Below are 18252 nucleotides of genomic sequence, written 5' to 3'. Positions count from 1 at the left end.
ATATTTATATTATATCACTATTATGAGAATTTTTTAATAATTATTCTCAAGGTTTTCTGCAAGCTCGTCAAACCAGTTTCCGTTGAAGAGCTCTATCATGCCTCTGTCACAGCTTGCCGCAAACTGAGGATTTATAGGAAGCTTTGCAAGCACCTTCAAGTTGTGAGCCTCTGCTATCTTTTCGATGTTCGAATCTCCAAATATCTTGTGCTGAACATCACAGTCAGGACATTTGAAGTATGACATGTTCTCAACAAGGCCTACTATAGGGATCTCCATCATTTCCGCCATCTTCACAGCTTTTGTCACTATCATGGAAACAAGCTCCTGTGGAGAAGTAACTATGATTATACCATCCACTCTTATAGACTGAAATACAGTAAGCGGTACGTCGCCTGTTCCAGGAGGCATGTCTATGAACATGTAATCCACATCTTCCCAGATTACATCAGTCCAGAACTGCTTTACGGCATTGGCTATTACCGGTCCTCTCCATACTACAGGATCGCTGTCCTTTTCAAGAAGAAGATTTACAGACATAACGTCTATGCCGGTCTTGCTCTTTATAGGATACAGCCCCGCCTCTGTCGCATAAGCCTTTTCCTTTATTCCGAATGCTTTTGGAATTGAAGGACCCGTTATGTCAGCATCAAGAATCGCCGCATTATGGCCTCTTCTCTGCATCGTAACCGCCATCATAGATGTGACAAGTGATTTTCCTACGCCACCCTTGCCGCTCACTATTCCTATTACCTTCTTTATGTTGCTGAGATCGTGCGGAGTCTCTGCAAAGTCATTGAATTTTGAAGTTCTGTCCCCACAGTCTTTTGAACAGCTCCCGCAGTTTTGTGTACAGCTTTCACTCATATTGTTATCTCCTCATTATTGAATTTTGCTTCCGAGTTTTGGGCATATGCCCCATACATTTCAATTATACTCCGATTAAAGCATATGTCAACACCTAAACCCGGTTCCTCCTTGTCACATACCCGGTGAATGAGAAGACGAAAAACAGTATTATATTAAAAGTGACCACGCTTGCTCCCGCAGGAGTCGCATATATATAAGATGCCATTATCCCTGTAAGAAATGTCACCACCGAAATGACGGCCGATGATATCACAACTGACCTGAAGCTCTTGAAGAGCCTCATTGAGGTTATAGCCGGAAACACTATCAGGCTCGATATGAGGAGCGCTCCGACAAGCCTCATCCCGAGAACTATAGTGACAGCCGTAAGGAGCGCTATCAGCATGTTGTACATCCCGGCATTTATGCCAGTCGCCTTTGCAAAGCTCTCATCGAAGGTAACCGCAAATATCCTTGAATAAAAGAACAGATAGAGCACCAGCACCACAGATGAAAGTATCACGCTCAGTATAACGTCCGTGCTGTTTATGGCAAGTATGCTCCCGAACATGTAGTTGTACACGTCTATGTTCATCCCGGATGTCATGGATATGACCATGACCCCTATGGCAAGCGAACCTGTCGATATCAGCGCTATGGCCGAATCACCCTTTATCCTGCTGTCCTCGCTCAGCCTGAGCAGAAAAAACGCCGCCGCAAGCACCAGAGGTATCGAAACCGTAAGCGGAGCCCAGTTTGTGGCGGTAGCAATCGCAAGCGCACCAAACCCCACGTGAGAAAGCCCGTCCCCGATCATCGAGTATCGCTTGAGCACCAGGCTCACTCCAAGCAGCGAGCTGCAGAGCGCAACCAGCACTCCCACGACTATAGCCCTCATCATGAACGGATAGGAGAGCATCTCCATGAATATATCAGTCAATGTCAGCACCTCCCGCAAAAACCCTGTATTCGCTGCTTTCGAGGTATTCGTCACGGCTTCCGAAGAACGCCGACTTGTTTCTCAGGTGAAGTATGTGAGAAGCAAACTTTACCGCAGTCTTTATGTCATGAGATACCATTACTATAGTTATTCCCTCATCATTTATATCCTTTATTATCTGGTACAGCTCCCCCGTTACCAGAGGGTCCAGGCCCGAAACCGGCTCATCAAGGAGCAGTATCTTCTTTGTCGCGCAAAGCGCCCTTGCAAGAAGCACCCTCTGCTGCTGGCCGCCCGAAAGCTCATTGTAGGGAGCCTTTATCAGATGCTCTATTCCGAGCTTTTCGATGTTCCTTTTCGCCTTTTCCCTGTCCTTCTTCGAATAAAAAGGCTTGAGGCCCCTCGAATTGAGGCATCCGGACAGAACTATCTCCCACACGCTCGCAGGAAAGTCCTTCTGGATCTCGGTCTGCTGAGGAAGATATCCGACCTCATTCCTGTTCAGTCCGTCTCCAAAGACGATCTCTCCTCCCGAAAGGTCCTTGAGTGAAAGCATAGCCTTTAGCAAAGTGCTCTTTCCAGATCCGTTCTCTCCGGCGATGCAAATATAGTCGCCCTGGTTCACTTTAAAGGAAAGGCCTGCAATAACCACATTGTTCTCATACGAAAGACTTATACCCCTGCAGTCTATTAACGCCATTAGTCCATTGCCCCTTTCAGCCTTTCAAGATTCTGACTCATCAGAGATATATAATCCTCTCCCGCATCCATTTCTTCCTTAGAAACGTTGTGGCAGGTGTGAAAAAGCACGTCGCTGCTGCCCGTTGCCTCTGCTATGCTGTCAGATATCCTGTGATTCGAAAATTCTATATGAAATACCGTCTTTATGTTTTCTTCCTTTACCTTGTCTATAAGAAATGCAATAGTCGCCGCGCTCGGCTCGTTTTCAGATCCGCATCCAGGAAACGCCGCATAGTAATCCAGGCCGTATTCCTCAACAAAATACCTGAGCGGGAACCTGTCCCCGAAAATAAGCAGCCGGTTGTCCACAGTGTCAAAAAACTCTACAAAGTCCTCATGAATAACCTTCAGCTTTGCTGCATAGGCTTCGTTGTTCTTTGCATACTCCTCAGCGTTCTCAGGATCTGCCTCAGAAAGCGCGTCAGATATGGACCGGCTTATCTTTATGGCATTTACAGGAGACGTCCATACATGCTCGTCATACGCCCCATGGTCATCATCACCGTCATGATCCGCATCTTCACCTTTGTGCACTTCACCTTCGTGGTCATCCTCATCATGCTGCATGCCCTCTACGATTTCCTCCTCATATACCTCTACAGTATCCATCATCCTCAGCGTCCTCACCTCGGTGTCCGAAGATTCAAGTATCCTCTTTACCCAGTCCTCAGACTCTCCTCCGACATATATGAACAGGTCCGCACTCTGGATCTTTATTATGTCCTGCGGCGACGGCTCATATGAGTGGCTCTCCGTACCCGGCGGGAGAAGAAGCGACACATCGGCATTTTCACCGGCAATGTTTCTTGCAAAATCATACCCTGGAAAAACAGTGGAAACAATTTTAAACTTATCGTCCTCGCCGTCAGCCTGAACCCCTGCCGTCTCACTGCTGCATGCCGTGAGCCCCAGTACAGCTGTCAGAGCTATCATCAGTATCCTTTTTTTCATAAAATCAAACCTCCACTTCTAACTTATATTTTAATACAATATTTACAAAATGTCAGTAAAAAATAATCGGTTAGTTTTAGCTAACCGATTTTAAAGTACCACATTATATGCAAATCTGTCAATATCTTTCGTGTCCGCAAAACATCCTATACAAACATATCTATCGCTTTTTCTGCCGCTTTTTTGGGATCGTCTATCCCTGATATCCTTGCCGCCAGATCTGTCATAGGGATTATGTCAGACCTGTCTATATATTCGAGCGCAAACTTTCTGTTGAGTGCCATCATCTGCCTTAGCCCGTCAGAAATCCTGTTTATATATGAAAACAGGCCAACCGCCCCAGTCGATATTTCATCTGCTCTTTCTCCGTAGATTTTTCTCAGCAGCGGCAGATCTCCAAATATTTCTTCCTTCGTATTTCCAAATCTCTGATATTCCTTAGGTACAGTGCCTGCTTCAATCAGCTCTCCGACTTTTTTCCCTGAAAGTGCGGCCGCCATGGCAGCACGCCCGATTCCGACCATCCTTACATACGGAGCGCCAAGCGCAAGTCCCTTGAATACATGGTCCTCCATCGCAAATCCGCCCGCTATTGCCACAGCAGGAAGCCTGTAATGGCGACTCTCCATCTTCTTAAGGATATCATACAATATGCTCTCCTGATAAACGGCAGGAATTCCCCACTCATTCATCATCTTTACCGGGCTATTTCCAGATCCGCCGCCGGCAGTATCTACAGTCACGAGATCTATATCGTTTGCAGATGCTATCTTGAGTATCCTTATGATGTCCTCAGTGTCAAACGGTCCTGTCTTAAACAGTATTCTCTCCGCTCCTAGCCTGCGAAGATATGCAATCCTTGAAGCCAGGATTTCCTCATTCCATATTGGGAGTTTTCCCGCCTTTTCAAAATAAGGCACCAGTCCTTTTTCATAGTCAGCTGCAACTGCAGGATCAGAAGGGTCGGGATGCACTATGTAATCCTTCTGCTGAAGCGCGAGTGCATCTTCGATTGTCTTAACTCTTCCAAGGCCCTGTATTCCCTTGGCAGCCTGACCGAATTTAAGCTCAACCGACTTTACCCCAAGCTCCGAAACGGCATAGTCAAGCACACCCAGATGCTCATCGTCATAGTTGGCCTGCAGGATTATATCTCCAAATCCCCTGTAATACTCTCTGAAGGAATTTACCATCTCCTCTATGAGAGGCGCTGAGACCACTCTTCCATTTTCAATCACAAGATTCTTGTCTTTTCCTGCGACGTCCTCTCCAATGACAACAAGCACGCCTGCCATCGCCGCTCCTGCAAAATAGTCCTTCCAGTTGAGCTTTGCCATAGCCGGAAGTATTATCGGAGCCTTGAGATCAATCTTGCTCCTTGTACCAAATTTAAAGCTTATGTCAGCATTAAAGAAGGACGCCGAATATGCATTCTCCGGACAGCCTTTTGCCCCGAATACCCTTCCATTTATGCTGAAGTGTGAAAAATCAAGTGGATAACTCTTTTCAGATGCAAACTGGTTGTTGTTGAGCTCATAAGGATATATCGCCTCAGAGCCCCGCAGTGCAGAAAGCCCGATCTCGCAGCTTCCTGTGCAGCTCATCGAGCATACTGCGCACATGCCTGAAAAATCTGAAACATTATCCGGTGTCCTCATCCTGGTGTTTGTTATGCTGCTACCCAAACCTGGACTGTACGACATTTAGATACCTGCCTTTCTTGTTGTACCAAACTTCCAAATCTAAACACTACTTCGAAAAAACACCTTTAGTAAAGTAAACTTATAATTCTTTATGTCCAACACTCCATCATGAATCCTTCAATCTTTCGGTATGTATTCTGATCTAAGCATAGAATACACGACCTGATCCAGATAGCCTCTCTCTGACTTGTAATTCTGTCTGAGCACTCCTTCTTTTTTCAGTCCCAGGCTCTCATAGAGTGCTATCCCTGTTTTGTTGTCGGGATATACGTCGAGCCAGAATTTGTTCATGCCGAGCTCTGTGAATGTGTAGTCCATGAGCGCTTTTATTGCTTCACGTCCGTAGCCTTTACCTTTTTCCGTTATCGCTATCCTTCTGAGCTCAAATCTCTCTGAGTGCCTGTCGAGCCCTATGAGGCAGTAGCCTGCTATACCTCTGTCTTCTGCTTTTTCAAACTTCAGGAGCAGATGGTTATCGTCGTTTATTTCACTGAGGTGCTGCTCATATGTCCCCTGCCATATAAAGTCCCTGTTATCCTTATGGTTTTCTATCTCCATTATCATATTTATGTCTGATTCCTGAGCCTCCGTAAGATATAGCCTGTCAGTTTTTGATATCATATTATACATCTTCCTTCTTGTTTAATCAAGTATTTTAGTTTAATAAGTTCACTAAATTTTTATTATGACTTCCTTCAAGAATATCTTGTCTGAGAAATCACCCTTCTGCTCGGCCTTTTTCTGGCGCATTTCTTCGAGCTCTGAGCGGGATACGCCCTTCAGCCTTGCTATAGAATAGACAACTTCTAGGATGTCTGCTAGCTTTTCTACATCCTTGCTGTCCTGATATTCCATCATTTCCTCGCCGAGCTTGTCATCAAGCATGGTCATGTAGTCATCTGTCGAAAGTATCTCATATACTACTTCCTTGTCATCAGCCTCGATTATCTGTGGAATCTTGTTCCTCACAAGCCTGTTGTAGGTTATCCTGTTCATAGCATCCTCCTCTACTGATAGATCAGCTCTTCATATATTTTCATTACTTTATCTGAGTACAGCACAAAAACCACGTAGTCAATCGAATTATTTTCCTTAAGGAAATCCCTGACTGCCTTTACGGCTATCTTTGCCCCGATTTCTGCAGGCGTCTTGAATATACCTGTTCCAAGCGAAGGAAAGGATATGGTATCAAGCCCGTATTCATCGGCAAGTTTAAGGCTTTCGATATAGCAGCCGCGGAGCTTTTCTTCTCTGTCCGGAGCTTCTTCATACCACCTCGGCGCTACTGTATGGATAACATATCTTGCAGGAAGGTTGTATCCTTTTGTTATCACTGCTTCTCCTGCCTTGAGTCCGTGGAATTCTCTGCACTCCTCTGCCAGCTCGCTTCCTGCTGCCGCATGTATCGCCCCTGATACCCCGCCGCCCGGCGCAAGTGATTCGTGAGCAGAGTTTACAATCGCATCTGTGTTCTGTCTGGTTATGTCTCCCAGCACAAGTCTTATTCGTTTCATAGTCATTTCCCCTTTTTGTATATTCGATAAAATATGGTAGTGAACTACCCACCACTTAAGAAGTGGGGGCTTCCTGGTCAATGCTTCTGATGAAGCAAGATTCTCCAGGCTCTAAGGGCGGTACCCTCCCCGACTGACACTGTATCTTGTATTTACATTGTCAGCTTCAGCAAGTTCAGACTTGCATTGTAATCTCTGTCTATCTCAAGACCGCACTCTGGACAGATATATACTCTGCAGGCCAGGTCCTTTGTCTGACTCGACCTGTTACCGCAGTCAGAGCAAAGCTGCGAACTAGGGTAGTCCGGTGGGGCAATTATGAGCTCCCTGCCATACCACCTGGACTTGTAATCCAGCATTTCCCTGAACCTGCTCCACGAAACCTCGGCAATGGACTTCGCAAGATTATGGTTTTTCATGAGATTCTTCACTTTCAGGTCTTCGATAACTATTGCTTGGTTTTTGCGTATTATCTCTGTACTCTTTTTGTGAAGAAAGTCCATTCGCTGGTTGGCTATTTTCTCATGGAGCTTCGCTACCTTGATTCTTGCCTTGTTGCGATTGCTGCTTCCTATCTGCTTTCTTGAAAGGTCTCTTTGAAGTTTGGCAAGTCTCTTCTCGGATTTCCTGAGATGTTTCGGATTTTTGTATGCCTCTCCATTTGAAAGTACGGCAAAATCTTTGATCCCGACATCTATGCCGACTCGCATGTCCGATGCTGGGAGTTTCTGTATTTCAGTTTCAACCAGAATGGATATGTGATACTTACCGGATGGGGCTTTTGAAATTGTGCATGACTTTATTACTCCTTCAAAGCTTCTGTGCTGCCTGATCTTTACAGGTGACTTCAGTTTTGGGAGTTTTATGTATCCGTTTTCAACATATACCGTTCCTTTCTGGTTGTTGGTGGTATAGCTGAAATTATTGTTTTTTTTGCTTTTGAATTTTGGAAATCCATTGGACTTGTCTCTGAAGAAGTTTCTGTATGCTGTATTGAGATTCATCTGAGCATTGGCGAGAGCCAGGCTGTCAACCTCCTTTAGCCAGGTGAATTCTGATTTGTACTGGGCAGGAGTGTTATTCAGGCTTTTTCCCGTGAGATTGTAGTGCTCTATCCTGTCTGAAAGCATCCGGTTGTAGACAAAGCGCACACATCCAAAGCATTTTGCAAAGAACTGCATCTGCTCTGCATCTGGATATATTCTGTACTTGTATGCTTTCAGCATAATGTTCACCTCACTTTTTCACCCTGCGTCTCGATGTAATCTCTGATTATATCTACAGAAGACTCTCCTGTGGTGATAAGAAAAAAACTCTGAGACCAGAATGCTTCTTTCCATAATTTTTCTCTTATGCATGGAAATTCTTTCTTAATAAGTCGGCTGCTTGCGCTTTTATATGCATTTATGAATTTGCTGATTTCACTGTTTGGATGTGCTTTGAAGAGTATATGGACATGATCCATATCGTGGTTCCATTCCAGCAGTGTAATATTATACTTTGGACAAATGTATTCAAATATGTTCTTAGCTCTGTCTGAAATATTTGAATCAAACACTTTTCTCCGGTATTTAGTAACCATAACCAGATGATAGTATAAGGAAAATACTGAATGTGCATTATTATCGAATCTATACATATTATAAGTATCCTTTCCTATTACGACTGATTATATTATACCCTTTCCAAAGTATTATAAACACTCATAAACCGATTCATCCCACCGCCTTCACTCTCGTTAATACGAGCAAGGTAGTTTAGAGGAGGGGGAATTCTCGGTACATGTATTAAACTTCCGACTTCAAATATCTGCCAAAAACTTCCTTATCTATACAGCGAAATTTTGCTTCATCCAAACTAATTATACCCCGCCTCACCAAATTTGCCAGCGAGTAGTCCATAGGTATCATCCCATTTTTAATATTAGTTTGTAATACATTATCAATATGGTGTTGTTTTCCATCTCTAATCATACTTCTAACCGCATCATTCATTATAAGAACTTCTATGGCAGGAACTATGCTCTTGCCATCTACTGTCGGAATTAACTGCTGACATACAATCCCCTGTAACGTGCTGGCTAATTGTGTTCTTATCTGATGTTGCTGATATGGTGGAAACACATCCACAATACGATCAATAGTTTGTGATGCAGTAACCGTATGCACCGTTGACATAACAAAATGGCCTGTTTCAGCCGCAGAAACTGCAGTAGCTATGGTTTCAAGGTCCCTCATTTCACCGACAAGTATAACATCCGGATCTTCTCTTAAGGCAGATCTTAATGCCTTTGCAAAACTATTAGTGTCACTTCCCACCTCCCGCTGATTCACTATGCTTTTTTTATGTCTATGAAGATATTCAATAGGCTCTTCAATAGTTATTACATGGCAATTTCTATTTTGATTTATATAATCAACCATTGCAGCCAATGTGGTTGATTTCCCCGAACCCGTTGGTCCCGTAATGAGTATCATACCTCTTGGCTTAAGAGAAAGATTCTTAAGTACTTCAGGTAAATTTATTTCTTCAAAAGATGGGATTTCCCAGTTAATTCGTCTCAATGCTCCTGCGTATGAATTTCTTTGCCTGAAAAGATTAACTCGGTATCTGCTGAATTCAGGCAGTGACCAAGCTAAATCCACTTGACCTTCTTTTTGCAGTATTTCTTTTTTTTCATCATCCAGCAAATTAAAGCAGATTTCTTCTGTTTCATCTTGCGTTAATGCTGTTTCTCCAATACCTATGAGTTTTCCTTTAACCCTTATAGTCAGTGGTCTCCCAACCGTAAAGTGAATGTCTGATGCCTGTAGCTCTTCAGCTTTTTTTAAAACGTCCATGAAATCATACATAAATAATCCCCCTTGGTCTATTATAATTAGTCCACGCTATATGTTACCTTAAGCATTTCATCAACGGTTGTACGTCCCTCAAGCACCAGCTCTGAACAACTGTCCCTGAGGGTAACTGTGCCCTGCCTTATTGCTGTCTGACTTATCTGGTCTGTACTCGCTCCTCTGTTTACAAGATCTCGTATCTCTCTGGTTATTACAATTATTTCATGAATAGCAGAACGCCCCTTGTATCCTGTGAAATTACAAACAGGACACCCTGCTCCTTTGTAAAGAGGAACCGGCTCTTTCATTTTTAAAAGCATCATCTCGCTATGTGATGGTTTGTAAGAAGTTTTGCAATGATTACAAATGTTTCGCACAAGTCGCTGTGCAACAACCCCAACCATTGAAGAGGATACCAGATATGGCTCAGTCCCCATGTCTACAAGGCGGGCTACAGAGGAAGCCGCATCATTTGTATGAATTGTACTAAGCACAAGATGGCCTGTTATGGAGGCTCTTATAGCAATTTGTGCCGTTTCACTGTCCCTTATTTCTCCAATCATTATAATATCAGGGTCCTGTCTTAATATCGACCTGAGCCCGCTGGCAAAGGTGAGCCCTGCCTTTGCATTTACCTGAACCTGATTTACTCCATCCAGCTTATATTCCACTGGATCTTCAACTGTTATAATATTGACCTCCGGCTTGTTTATCTCTTTTAGCAGAGAATACAGTGTAGTGGTCTTTCCTGAACCAGTAGGTCCTGAAACCAGGATAATGCCATTTGGACTTTTTGAAATTTTATCAAATAAAACCTCATTTGTCTCAGACAAACCCAACTGTTCCCTTGTAAGAGCTCCTGAAGAGCCTCCCAGAATCCTGATCACCACCTTTTCGCCATATACCGTAGGCAATATAGAGATTCTAAGATCTATAAGATGTTCATCTACCTTAGTTTCCACACGTCCATCCTGGGGAATCCGTTTTTCTGCAATATCCATCCCACCCATGATTTTTATTCTGGTAATAATTGCGGAATGGGCTGTCATAGAAGAATTCATCACCTCTTGCAACTGACCATCAATTCTAAATCTTACCTTTATATTTTTTGCTGTTGGCTCAATATGAATATCACTCGCATTAGCCTTAACAGCATGTTGTAAAAGAGAATTTAGCAGCCTGACAACAGGTGCACTCTCAACCTCTGAGGCTGATATTTCAGATAGAGAAGCTAGATTTATGCCACTGTATTCCCTTTTTAAATCCTCAAAGGCTTTTTCTGTAATCTCGCTGCTGTAATATCTGTCAATGGAATTTAAAATATCCTTTTTTGGAGTTAAAACTACACTAACATCAAGATTTGTAGCATTCTTTATGTCATCTATTGCATAAAAGTTGACCGGATCATGCATGGCAACGGTTATAGTTTTATTTTCACGTTTTATTGGTATAACTTCATGCTTCTTTGCCAATTTTTCAGTAATAAGGACTACAGCATCCTTATCAATTAAAGTCTCGTTTAAATCGACATACGGCACATGAAAGAGGTACTCCAGCCCCTTGTACAAAGTCCTTTCATCAACAAACCCCAGCTCCAGTAAAGCATCTCCTAAAACAATATTCTTTTCCTTTGAATACCCCAGTGCCTCATCAAGCTGTGCTGCGGATAAGGCCTCTGCCTCTACAAGAATTTCTCCAAGTCTTTTATTTCTTCTGCTCATACCTTTTCTCCCTAAGTCAAATTGTGTTATAATATAATCAAAATATTAATATTTATATTTAATGAATGATTCAAATTTACGGAGGTCTAAAATGCAGCTAATCTCTTATATATTAATATTCTTAATTGGAATCAGCATAGGCAGCTTTCTTAATGTATGTATCTACCGCATACCTTTAGGTAAAACCATTGTAAAAGGTCGCTCCTACTGTCCCAAATGCAACCAGCTGATACCCTGGTACTATAATATACCTGTTTTAAGCTATCTGTTTCTGCATGGTAAATGCGGATACTGCAAATCTCACATATCTCTTATATATCCAACTGTTGAGTTGTTAAACGGAATTTTGTATATTGCCGTATTTTTTGTTTATGGATTTAATATCACAGCAATACTGACAGCCATTTTGATATCATTACTTATTGTAATATCATTTATTGATTTGAAATACCAGATCATACCTGACAGACTTATACTATCTATTCTCGCCCTGAGCCTTATAAACGCATTCCATCAGATAACATCAAATCAAATCCCCTGGCAAAGTTTTGCTATAGGCTTTTTTGCCGCCTCTGTGCCATTATTTTTACTGGGCCTCATTTACGAAGGCGGCCTTGGCGGCGGGGACATCAAACTCATGGCCGTCTGTGGACTTTTTACCGGCTGGAAGCTCATTTTACTGAGTCTGCTGCTTGGTGATATTATAGCCTTTTTGTATATTGCTGTCTTGTTCGCAAAAAAGAAAGCTAAGAAAGGAACCGCAATACCTTTTGGCCCGTTTCTTTCGGCGGGCATAACAGGATCTATGCTGATTGGCGTACAAATCTTGAAATGGTATACTGCCGTATTTTTTTAATGCCGTTTTTTTCCTCTTATATCAGGCTCCATTCCAGTTTTGATTTCCAACATTTCCTTTGTATAAAATAGATCCACGCCTTCATAATACAAGGTAAAACAAAAATCATCCTGTGCTTCAATAATGTAATCCCTTCCAGAAAATCGTGATATGCTTCTTTTGAAAAATGACGGCAGTATGTCGCTTTTTTTCCATGTTCGTATTTCCTTTTCAAAATACTCTTTACCATATAAATGGGAAAATGGCAAATCCCAAAAATCAACAATCACAAAATCTCCAAAATCCAGAACAAGCGCTGAGGCTTCGTTTATGATATTGCTGCTTATTATTTTAGGAGCAAATCTTATAAATATTTCCTTTTTCTTGGGAAATCCCCCAGTATACTGCATGATGCGGTCAATAAATACCCACTCTTCAAACTTTACTTTCGCATCCACACTGAATTCCGACCATTCCAAAGACTGATTTACATCTCCAAACCTCCTCTGCAAAGCCTTGTTTACCTCACTGAAATGGTTTCTTACATCAAACAGCACCAGATAGTGCTCCACAGTCTCCCTGAGGATGCTAATCGGCGCATTTTCCACAATATACAAAAGATACTCTGCGCTTGCTATGAAAATCTGGGGGCCCGCCTCCTTCAGGCTGTAAGTACCTATCCTTAACGCCAAAGGTGATTCACGTCTGATACCATACTGCCGAAAAAAATGCTCCAGTCCTCTGCCATCCAGATTTACCACACTGGCTATTTTGTCTAGCAAAACCCCGCCTTTCACAAAACTTTGAAAAAATACATTCCTCTCCAGATTGATTTCACCTGATTGTTCAGATAAGCTTTCTGCCAAATAATTCATTGAGTCATTCTCAAAATAAACTTGGTACAAAGAAAAATACAGTCTGAAAAATCTATTGGAAAATCTATTAAGCAATATCCTGGATATCTTAATATATTCATTTCTATTCTTCAAGTCTGCAAAATCCAGAAGCAAAGCTTCAAGCTCCTTTTTACACAGCACTCTTGAATAATCATCTATATCTTTTTCCGGTATTTTCAGTGCCTTATTCAGCGAATCTTTGGGAAAAGTGTTTCTGTCTGCAAAAGGAAATTCCTCCGGTGTATAGAACCTGTCTTTTAGCTCATTAACCGCCATACTGAAATATTTTGGCTCAAACATATCAAACTCCTAGCTTTTTAAAATCTTGGAAAGATTTTCTACTGAATCATTTATGCTTTCAACAGTATCTGAAATACGCATTGTGAGCTCTGCCATGCCCTTGTCGAAATCAGTAAATACGAATTCAATCCCCTCTTTTATATCAGAACTGAACTTCTCTACAGAGGCATTTAGGTTTTCAGAAAGTCCCGCTATATCAGAGTGAATCTCTTTGGCATAAAGATTCAAGCTCATGGCCTGTTCCTCAAAAGACTGGGCAATACTTGACGTATTTTCCCTGTACTGGGCAAGAATCTCACCATTTTCACGAACAGCCTTATCCAGAATAGTACCTATATCCTCCGACATTCTACCTATCATTCCCTGAATCTGATAGTCCATATCCTCTATGGTCTGCTTTGTAGAAGCATCTCTTTGCTCAAAGAATCTGCCATAGTCATCTCTCAGAAGCTGGGACTGCACTGCCAGTTCCTCAATTGCCTTTGCATTGTCAGCAACAGCCTTGTTAATACCCACCGCAATTTCTTTGCCCGCACTCTCCATGGCAGAATGGATATTCTCAGTCATGCCATCAACAATTTCGCCAAATCTCTGCTGAGCAGAGAGGCTTTTGTTTGAAAAATCCAGAGACTGGTCTGTAAAACTCTGTATCTGATCTTTCAGAGTGGCAATTGAATCAGAAGTACTTTTGAGATCAAGCTGCATTTGCTCTCTGTTTTCTTGTTCCAGCTCCATAAGAAGAGCCATCCTGTCATGAGTTAATACGGATTTTTCCAGCAGCCCACTTTGTTTTTCCATCCATTTTTCAGTCTCTGTATGGCTATTAGCAAGACTGGTGTTCAGAGCATTTATTCTGTTTTCAAAAGCAGCATTTTGCTCATTGATTCTAGATTCAAATACAGCGTCCTGAGTTTCCACGCGATCCTGATAGTCTGTGAGTGTGTCCGAAAGACTGTCTATGCGAGTTTTAAGTGTTTCTGCCAGCTGCTGAGCAAAACTTTCTGCCAGTTCCTTTACCCCTGACTCCTGCTGTCTCATGAGTTCCTTCATAGTGCTGTTTACAGTATGGTTTATATCAGCCAGGATGGGTTTTATATGCTCTTTTGTCAAATTTTCCATAGACTCTGACAGGACTCTTACTACTGCATCCTTTGTAAATGAGTCTATAGAACTTGTCATTTTATTTACATTTTCTTCAAAAGAATCTGAAATATTGTCCGTCATTACTTCAAAGAGTTTTTGATTTTTTTCAAATGCCTCCAGCAACAATGCAGAAGCTGATACATCATTGACCGTAGGAACAGCCATCTCAAAAGCACTTAAAAACTCCTGATATGCCATTATCATCTTTGTGTATGCACGACTGTCAGAAACATAAAATACTATCTGAAGTATAGCTATAACAGCTGAACATGAAATGCCAAGAACAAAAGCCGCTCCGAGGTCTTTGTAATATAGCATATCATATGTATATGTTGCTGCGACAGAAACAATCATAAGAAAAACCGATATAGCCCATGAGGACTCGGTCTCTCCACGGCGGGAAGGTAAAGTGAGCATTTCAGCTTCTCTGAAAAAAACTGAGGCTTCAGGGAGCAAACCTTCTGTAAATTTCTGATTTAACTGTCTTTTCATATTCTGCCAGGCTCTATAAAACTCAATGGGTAAAGAATCAGGAAGGGAATTATCCAACAGACTTAAATTGTCAATGCTGTTATCCTGCATTTTCCCTGCAACTTCTGCAATATGTTTGAATATCTTTATATTTGGTTTTAATACAGAAACATTAATGCTTAAATAGTAATAAAGATAGAATATAACAGCAATTATCAAAGGGAGCACAGCAATTAAAATACCCCCTGTGTCCATATTACTCAATACGCTTATTCTATTAACCATTTGTCAAGACCTCCTGTTTGTTATATTATTCAAAAACTTTATAAACTGACTACAATCATTATACCAAAAAACTTGTAAAACAATTCAACAATCAAAAAAACTTTTTTAAGAGTATTATGAAAAAATATGTTTAATCAGTAAAATTAATGGTATAATAATTGTAAATAAAAATTTAATTTAGAATGGGGGATTTACTTATGAACAATCTAATGAAGCGTTCAAGCAAATTGAACAACAAGCGTGGTTTTACTCTAGTTGAACTTATTGTGGTAATCGTAATTATTGGTATTTTGGCAGCGGTACTAGTGCCAAAGCTCGGTGGATTTACAGACAGAGCGCAATCAACAGAAGCTCTCGTTGCAGCAAAACAGGTTGCTACGGCATTTGATTCTTGGGAGGCTGAGAAAGGCACTTGGGCTGATACAAATCCTGCAGCACGTAACGCTTATGTTGAAAAAATGTCCGGAGTTTCTAGTACCGTTCCCACTTCAACCACCACTGGAAATGCTTCTGGTTTTGCACTTGAAGATGATGGCGGTTTTAAAGTTACTGCTAAGCATGGTGCCGATTTATTTACAGCATCAAGAGCCACTGGGGCAGATCCAGTTAAGTTAGACTAAGATGTACTCGTTGTTTATAGCTATGACAACCAAATAGTTATAAAGTTATAAGAACCTATGCGATGTCGACCATACCATATATGGTCGGCGTCTTTTTCTTTTTCTTCTTAATTGAACAGTTGTATTTTGTACTCCAAACCATAACCTGATCTTTGACACTTTAATGAAGTGAGAGACTGTGAATCAAAGTAGTATTTACGAATGTAACATTGTTTATTTTAAAAAACGGAAAGGTGCTGGGTTTCTCTATTTGCAGGTATATTTATGATAATCGCCATATAATTTTAAAAGATACCTTTGGCAATAGAAAAAAACACATATTAAGTTCCTATCTTTACTGGAGTTGATGCACAACAAAAAAGGGGCTGTCGGAAAACAACGTTTTTTGACACCTGCACTTAAATAATTAAAAATCCCAGATTATTCAACATCTACAAAAATGTAGAGAATCGAATAATCTGGGATTTTTTTGTTTAATTTAATATTTATTGTATGGTAAAAAAAGCCATGTGATATTTGCTCATGACTTATAAAAATCCTATAGGATTAAGCTGTTTTTGCTTCGTAGGTTTTGATTTTTTCCTTCGCGAAGCGATAATATTTATTTAAATTTCTGCCTATAGCATACAAAAAGAACTCTTTATGTACTTTTTCAGATGTCCGGTGATTAAATCTTCTAAAATTATCATTTTCTTTGATGTCTCCGAAATGACCTTCGGTCTGAATGGAACGTATCTGACGATACAAGATACCTTTTTCACTTTGTACATTATTATTGGACTCTGTCTTTAAGGTTTCCCAAAGCAGATTTATCTTCATAACTTTGTTTTTGTGGATATCTTTTTCTTCGTTGTATTTATACAAACAGTGTGGCTTAAACTCGCATCCGCTGCAATCTTTGCAAGCGTAGACTTCGAAATTACTTCTGTAACCATTATGTTTTCTGTATTCGGAGCGTTCATATTGAAGTTTTCGTCCATCTTTGCATATGAACTGAACACCGTTTTCTGTAATTATTTTTTCCATATTATAAAACTTGCCGGGATCGTTCTTGTACGCCCTGGTTTTCATTTTTTCATGCATTTGAAGTTTTATGTATGAATCTATGTTATTGTTTTTAAGGTAAACTAAGTTAGCTTCACTGGAATAACCACTATCGGCCGTCACTTCCTGCGGAAAATTATTAAGATAAGCTTTATGTTTTTCAAGTACAGGAATAAGTGTATTGTAATCCGTTCGGTCATTGCTTATGTAAGTATGGATAATAAAGTAATTTTCAACTGCAATTTGAACGTTGTATGCTGGTTTTAACTGTCCGTTTTGCATATGATCATCTTTCATACGCATAAAGGTTGCTTCTATATCTGTTTTTGAATAGCTATTTCTATCAGTTCCCATAAGCTTGAAATGTTCTTTATATTTCAATAGTCTCGTTGAAGCTTCTTCAATTGCCTCATAGAGTTTTTGCAGCTCGCTTTTTTTATTTCTCTTTCCATGAACAAATATAATTTTTTCTGCGTCAGCAATGCGACTTAAGTTTGCTTGAAGCTCAATTAATTTCAATGGACATATATTGCCGATTTCAATGATTGAGTTGTTTGAAATCTTTTCCAGATTTAATGATTTTCGCTTTCTATTTTTAGCAATAATATCCTTAACTTTATCAATTCCTTCCACAACAAACATGGTTTCTAAAGGTAAGTTATAGGCTTTGTGATAATTTTGAGATAATTTTGAGATTGCAGAAATTGATTATATCTTAGGTACAGCTTATCAATATTATCCAGAAGACCTGCTAAATGATAATTTACAGTTTCTCTCCATACAAATGTATATCTATTTGCATTTGCTTCAATTTTAGTGCCGTCAATAAATAGGGTTTTTAAAGTAACAGTCCCTTTTTTTCTAATATTCGTATGAACTGGTAATGAAGATCTTCGAGTATTTCCCTTGTTAATTTTTCATTTAAGAAAGCATAGAAAGTATCTCTTTGAGGCTTTTCGCCTTTTGTCAGCCAAATAAAGGCTATATCTCTTTCGCAAAGTTCTACAATGCGGTCAACAGCTCTAATTCCTCTCATATTTGCGTAAAGCAATACTGCAAATAACATAATAGGGTTATAGCCTTTTCTTCCCTTGTTTGAGTATCTAACCAGCAAGCTAGAAAAATCGAAATCCTCCAATATATTTATTAGGGTATAGACTGGATCGTCAGCAGATAAACCTAAATTGTAAAAATTAAAATTAATAACCTGTTGTCCTTTTTCAAAAAATTGGTTATAATATTGTTTCATGAGTAGTTATATTTTATAATATAACGGAAAGAGATGGCAATACTATTTGTCATCTTTTTTTTGTGTTTTTTTTTTTGCATTAAAAAAAGCGAGCTAGTCGCTTTTTTCTTTGGGGGCTATTTTCCGACAGCCCCTTTTTTGTTATTTTTAATA

At 40.4% G+C, this 18252-nt stretch carries 18 protein-coding genes; 2 read left to right on the top strand and 16 right to left on the bottom strand.

Annotated elements, in window-relative coordinates; all coding sequences use genetic code 11:
* Positions 1 to 33 precede the first annotated feature (33 nt).
* The 12 genes from AC4PGZ_RS03890 to AC4PGZ_RS03835 form a co-directional block, all read right to left on the bottom strand.
* Positions 34 to 867, bottom strand: a complete 834-nt coding sequence (locus AC4PGZ_RS03890) for a P-loop NTPase (protein WP_492159736.1) — start codon at positions 865 to 867, stop codon at positions 34 to 36.
* Positions 868 to 961: 94 nt separating this feature from the next.
* Entirely contained in the window at positions 962 to 1789 is an 828-nt protein-coding gene (locus tag AC4PGZ_RS03885; protein ID WP_492159735.1) for a metal ABC transporter permease, read from the bottom strand.
* Positions 1782 to 2489, bottom strand: a complete 708-nt coding sequence (locus tag AC4PGZ_RS03880; protein WP_492159734.1) for a metal ABC transporter ATP-binding protein — start codon at positions 2487 to 2489, stop codon at positions 1782 to 1784. Before AC4PGZ_RS03880 ends, AC4PGZ_RS03885 begins: the two co-directional genes overlap by 8 nt.
* Positions 2489 to 3481, bottom strand: a complete 993-nt coding sequence (locus AC4PGZ_RS03875; protein WP_492159733.1) for a metal ABC transporter substrate-binding protein — start codon at positions 3479 to 3481, stop codon at positions 2489 to 2491. The genes AC4PGZ_RS03880 and AC4PGZ_RS03875 overlap by 1 nt, the downstream gene beginning before the upstream one ends.
* Before the next feature lie 146 nt (positions 3482 to 3627).
* Complete coding sequence (locus tag AC4PGZ_RS03870) at positions 3628 to 5184, bottom strand: glutamate synthase-related protein (protein WP_492159732.1); 1557 nt, start codon at positions 5182 to 5184, stop codon at positions 3628 to 3630.
* Between the two features lie 117 nt (positions 5185 to 5301).
* A complete protein-coding gene (locus AC4PGZ_RS03865; protein ID WP_492159731.1) occupies positions 5302 to 5805 on the bottom strand; it encodes a GNAT family N-acetyltransferase in 504 nt (167 codons plus the stop codon).
* Between the two features lie 51 nt (positions 5806 to 5856).
* Positions 5857 to 6180 (bottom strand): phosphoribosyl-ATP pyrophosphohydrolase, encoded by a 324-nt coding sequence (locus AC4PGZ_RS03860; RefSeq protein WP_492159730.1) that lies wholly within the window; start codon positions 6178 to 6180, stop codon positions 5857 to 5859.
* Positions 6181 to 6191: 11 nt separating this feature from the next.
* Positions 6192 to 6698 (bottom strand): macro domain-containing protein, encoded by a 507-nt coding sequence (locus AC4PGZ_RS03855; RefSeq protein WP_492159729.1) that lies wholly within the window; start codon positions 6696 to 6698, stop codon positions 6192 to 6194.
* A 152-nt stretch (positions 6699 to 6850) separates the two neighbouring features.
* Positions 6851 to 7924, bottom strand: coding sequence for an IS200/IS605 family element RNA-guided endonuclease TnpB (gene tnpB / locus AC4PGZ_RS03850; RefSeq protein WP_492159148.1), 1074 nt, complete (start codon positions 7922 to 7924; stop codon positions 6851 to 6853).
* A 5-nt stretch (positions 7925 to 7929) separates the two neighbouring features.
* The gene (gene tnpA, locus AC4PGZ_RS03845) at positions 7930 to 8337 is read right to left on the bottom strand and encodes an IS200/IS605 family transposase (RefSeq protein WP_492159516.1); all 408 of its coding nucleotides are present in this window, start codon (positions 8335 to 8337) and stop codon (positions 7930 to 7932) included.
* 148 nt (positions 8338 to 8485) lie between these two features.
* Positions 8486 to 9550, bottom strand: a complete 1065-nt coding sequence (locus AC4PGZ_RS03840) for a type IV pilus twitching motility protein PilT (protein ID WP_492159728.1) — start codon at positions 9548 to 9550, stop codon at positions 8486 to 8488.
* A gap of 26 nt (positions 9551 to 9576) precedes the next feature.
* Positions 9577 to 11256 (bottom strand): GspE/PulE family protein, encoded by a 1680-nt coding sequence (locus AC4PGZ_RS03835; protein WP_492159727.1) that lies wholly within the window; start codon positions 11254 to 11256, stop codon positions 9577 to 9579.
* A 91-nt stretch (positions 11257 to 11347) separates the two neighbouring features.
* Between AC4PGZ_RS03835 and AC4PGZ_RS03830 the strand changes: the two genes are divergently transcribed.
* Positions 11348 to 12112, top strand: a complete 765-nt coding sequence (locus tag AC4PGZ_RS03830) for a prepilin peptidase (RefSeq protein ID WP_492159726.1) — start codon at positions 11348 to 11350, stop codon at positions 12110 to 12112.
* Here AC4PGZ_RS03830 and AC4PGZ_RS03825 read toward each other — a convergent pair.
* Positions 12109 to 13287 carry a hypothetical protein gene (locus AC4PGZ_RS03825; RefSeq protein ID WP_492159725.1) on the bottom strand — a complete coding sequence of 393 codons (1179 nt, stop codon included), beginning with the start codon at positions 13285 to 13287 and terminating at the stop codon, positions 12109 to 12111. The two genes, AC4PGZ_RS03830 and AC4PGZ_RS03825, sit on opposite strands and share 4 nt — an antisense overlap.
* A gap of 9 nt (positions 13288 to 13296) precedes the next feature.
* Positions 13297 to 14922: a hypothetical protein gene (locus tag AC4PGZ_RS03820; RefSeq protein ID WP_492159724.1), complete on the bottom strand. Its 1626-nt coding sequence runs from the start codon at positions 14920 to 14922 to the stop codon at positions 13297 to 13299.
* Between the two features lie 461 nt (positions 14923 to 15383).
* Here AC4PGZ_RS03820 and AC4PGZ_RS03815 point away from each other — a divergent pair, with 461 nt between their 5' ends.
* Positions 15384 to 15806: a type II secretion system protein gene (locus AC4PGZ_RS03815; protein WP_492159723.1), complete on the top strand. Its 423-nt coding sequence runs from the start codon at positions 15384 to 15386 to the stop codon at positions 15804 to 15806.
* A 546-nt stretch (positions 15807 to 16352) separates the two neighbouring features.
* On the opposite strand, the gene AC4PGZ_RS03810 is transcribed toward AC4PGZ_RS03815, so the two are convergent.
* Together AC4PGZ_RS03810 and AC4PGZ_RS03805 are read right to left on the bottom strand one after the other, a co-directional pair.
* Positions 16353 to 17483, bottom strand: coding sequence for a transposase (locus tag AC4PGZ_RS03810; protein ID WP_492159722.1), 1131 nt, complete (start codon positions 17481 to 17483; stop codon positions 16353 to 16355).
* Between the two features lie 205 nt (positions 17484 to 17688).
* Positions 17689 to 18099 (bottom strand): transposase, encoded by a 411-nt coding sequence (locus AC4PGZ_RS03805; protein ID WP_492159721.1) that lies wholly within the window; start codon positions 18097 to 18099, stop codon positions 17689 to 17691.
* Positions 18100 to 18252 lie beyond the last annotated feature (153 nt).

The organism is Proteocatella sp. QWL-06 (assembly GCF_058684135.1).
The sequence above is the reverse complement of the archived record's forward strand: the minus strand, read 5'-3'. Positions and strand labels throughout refer to the sequence as shown.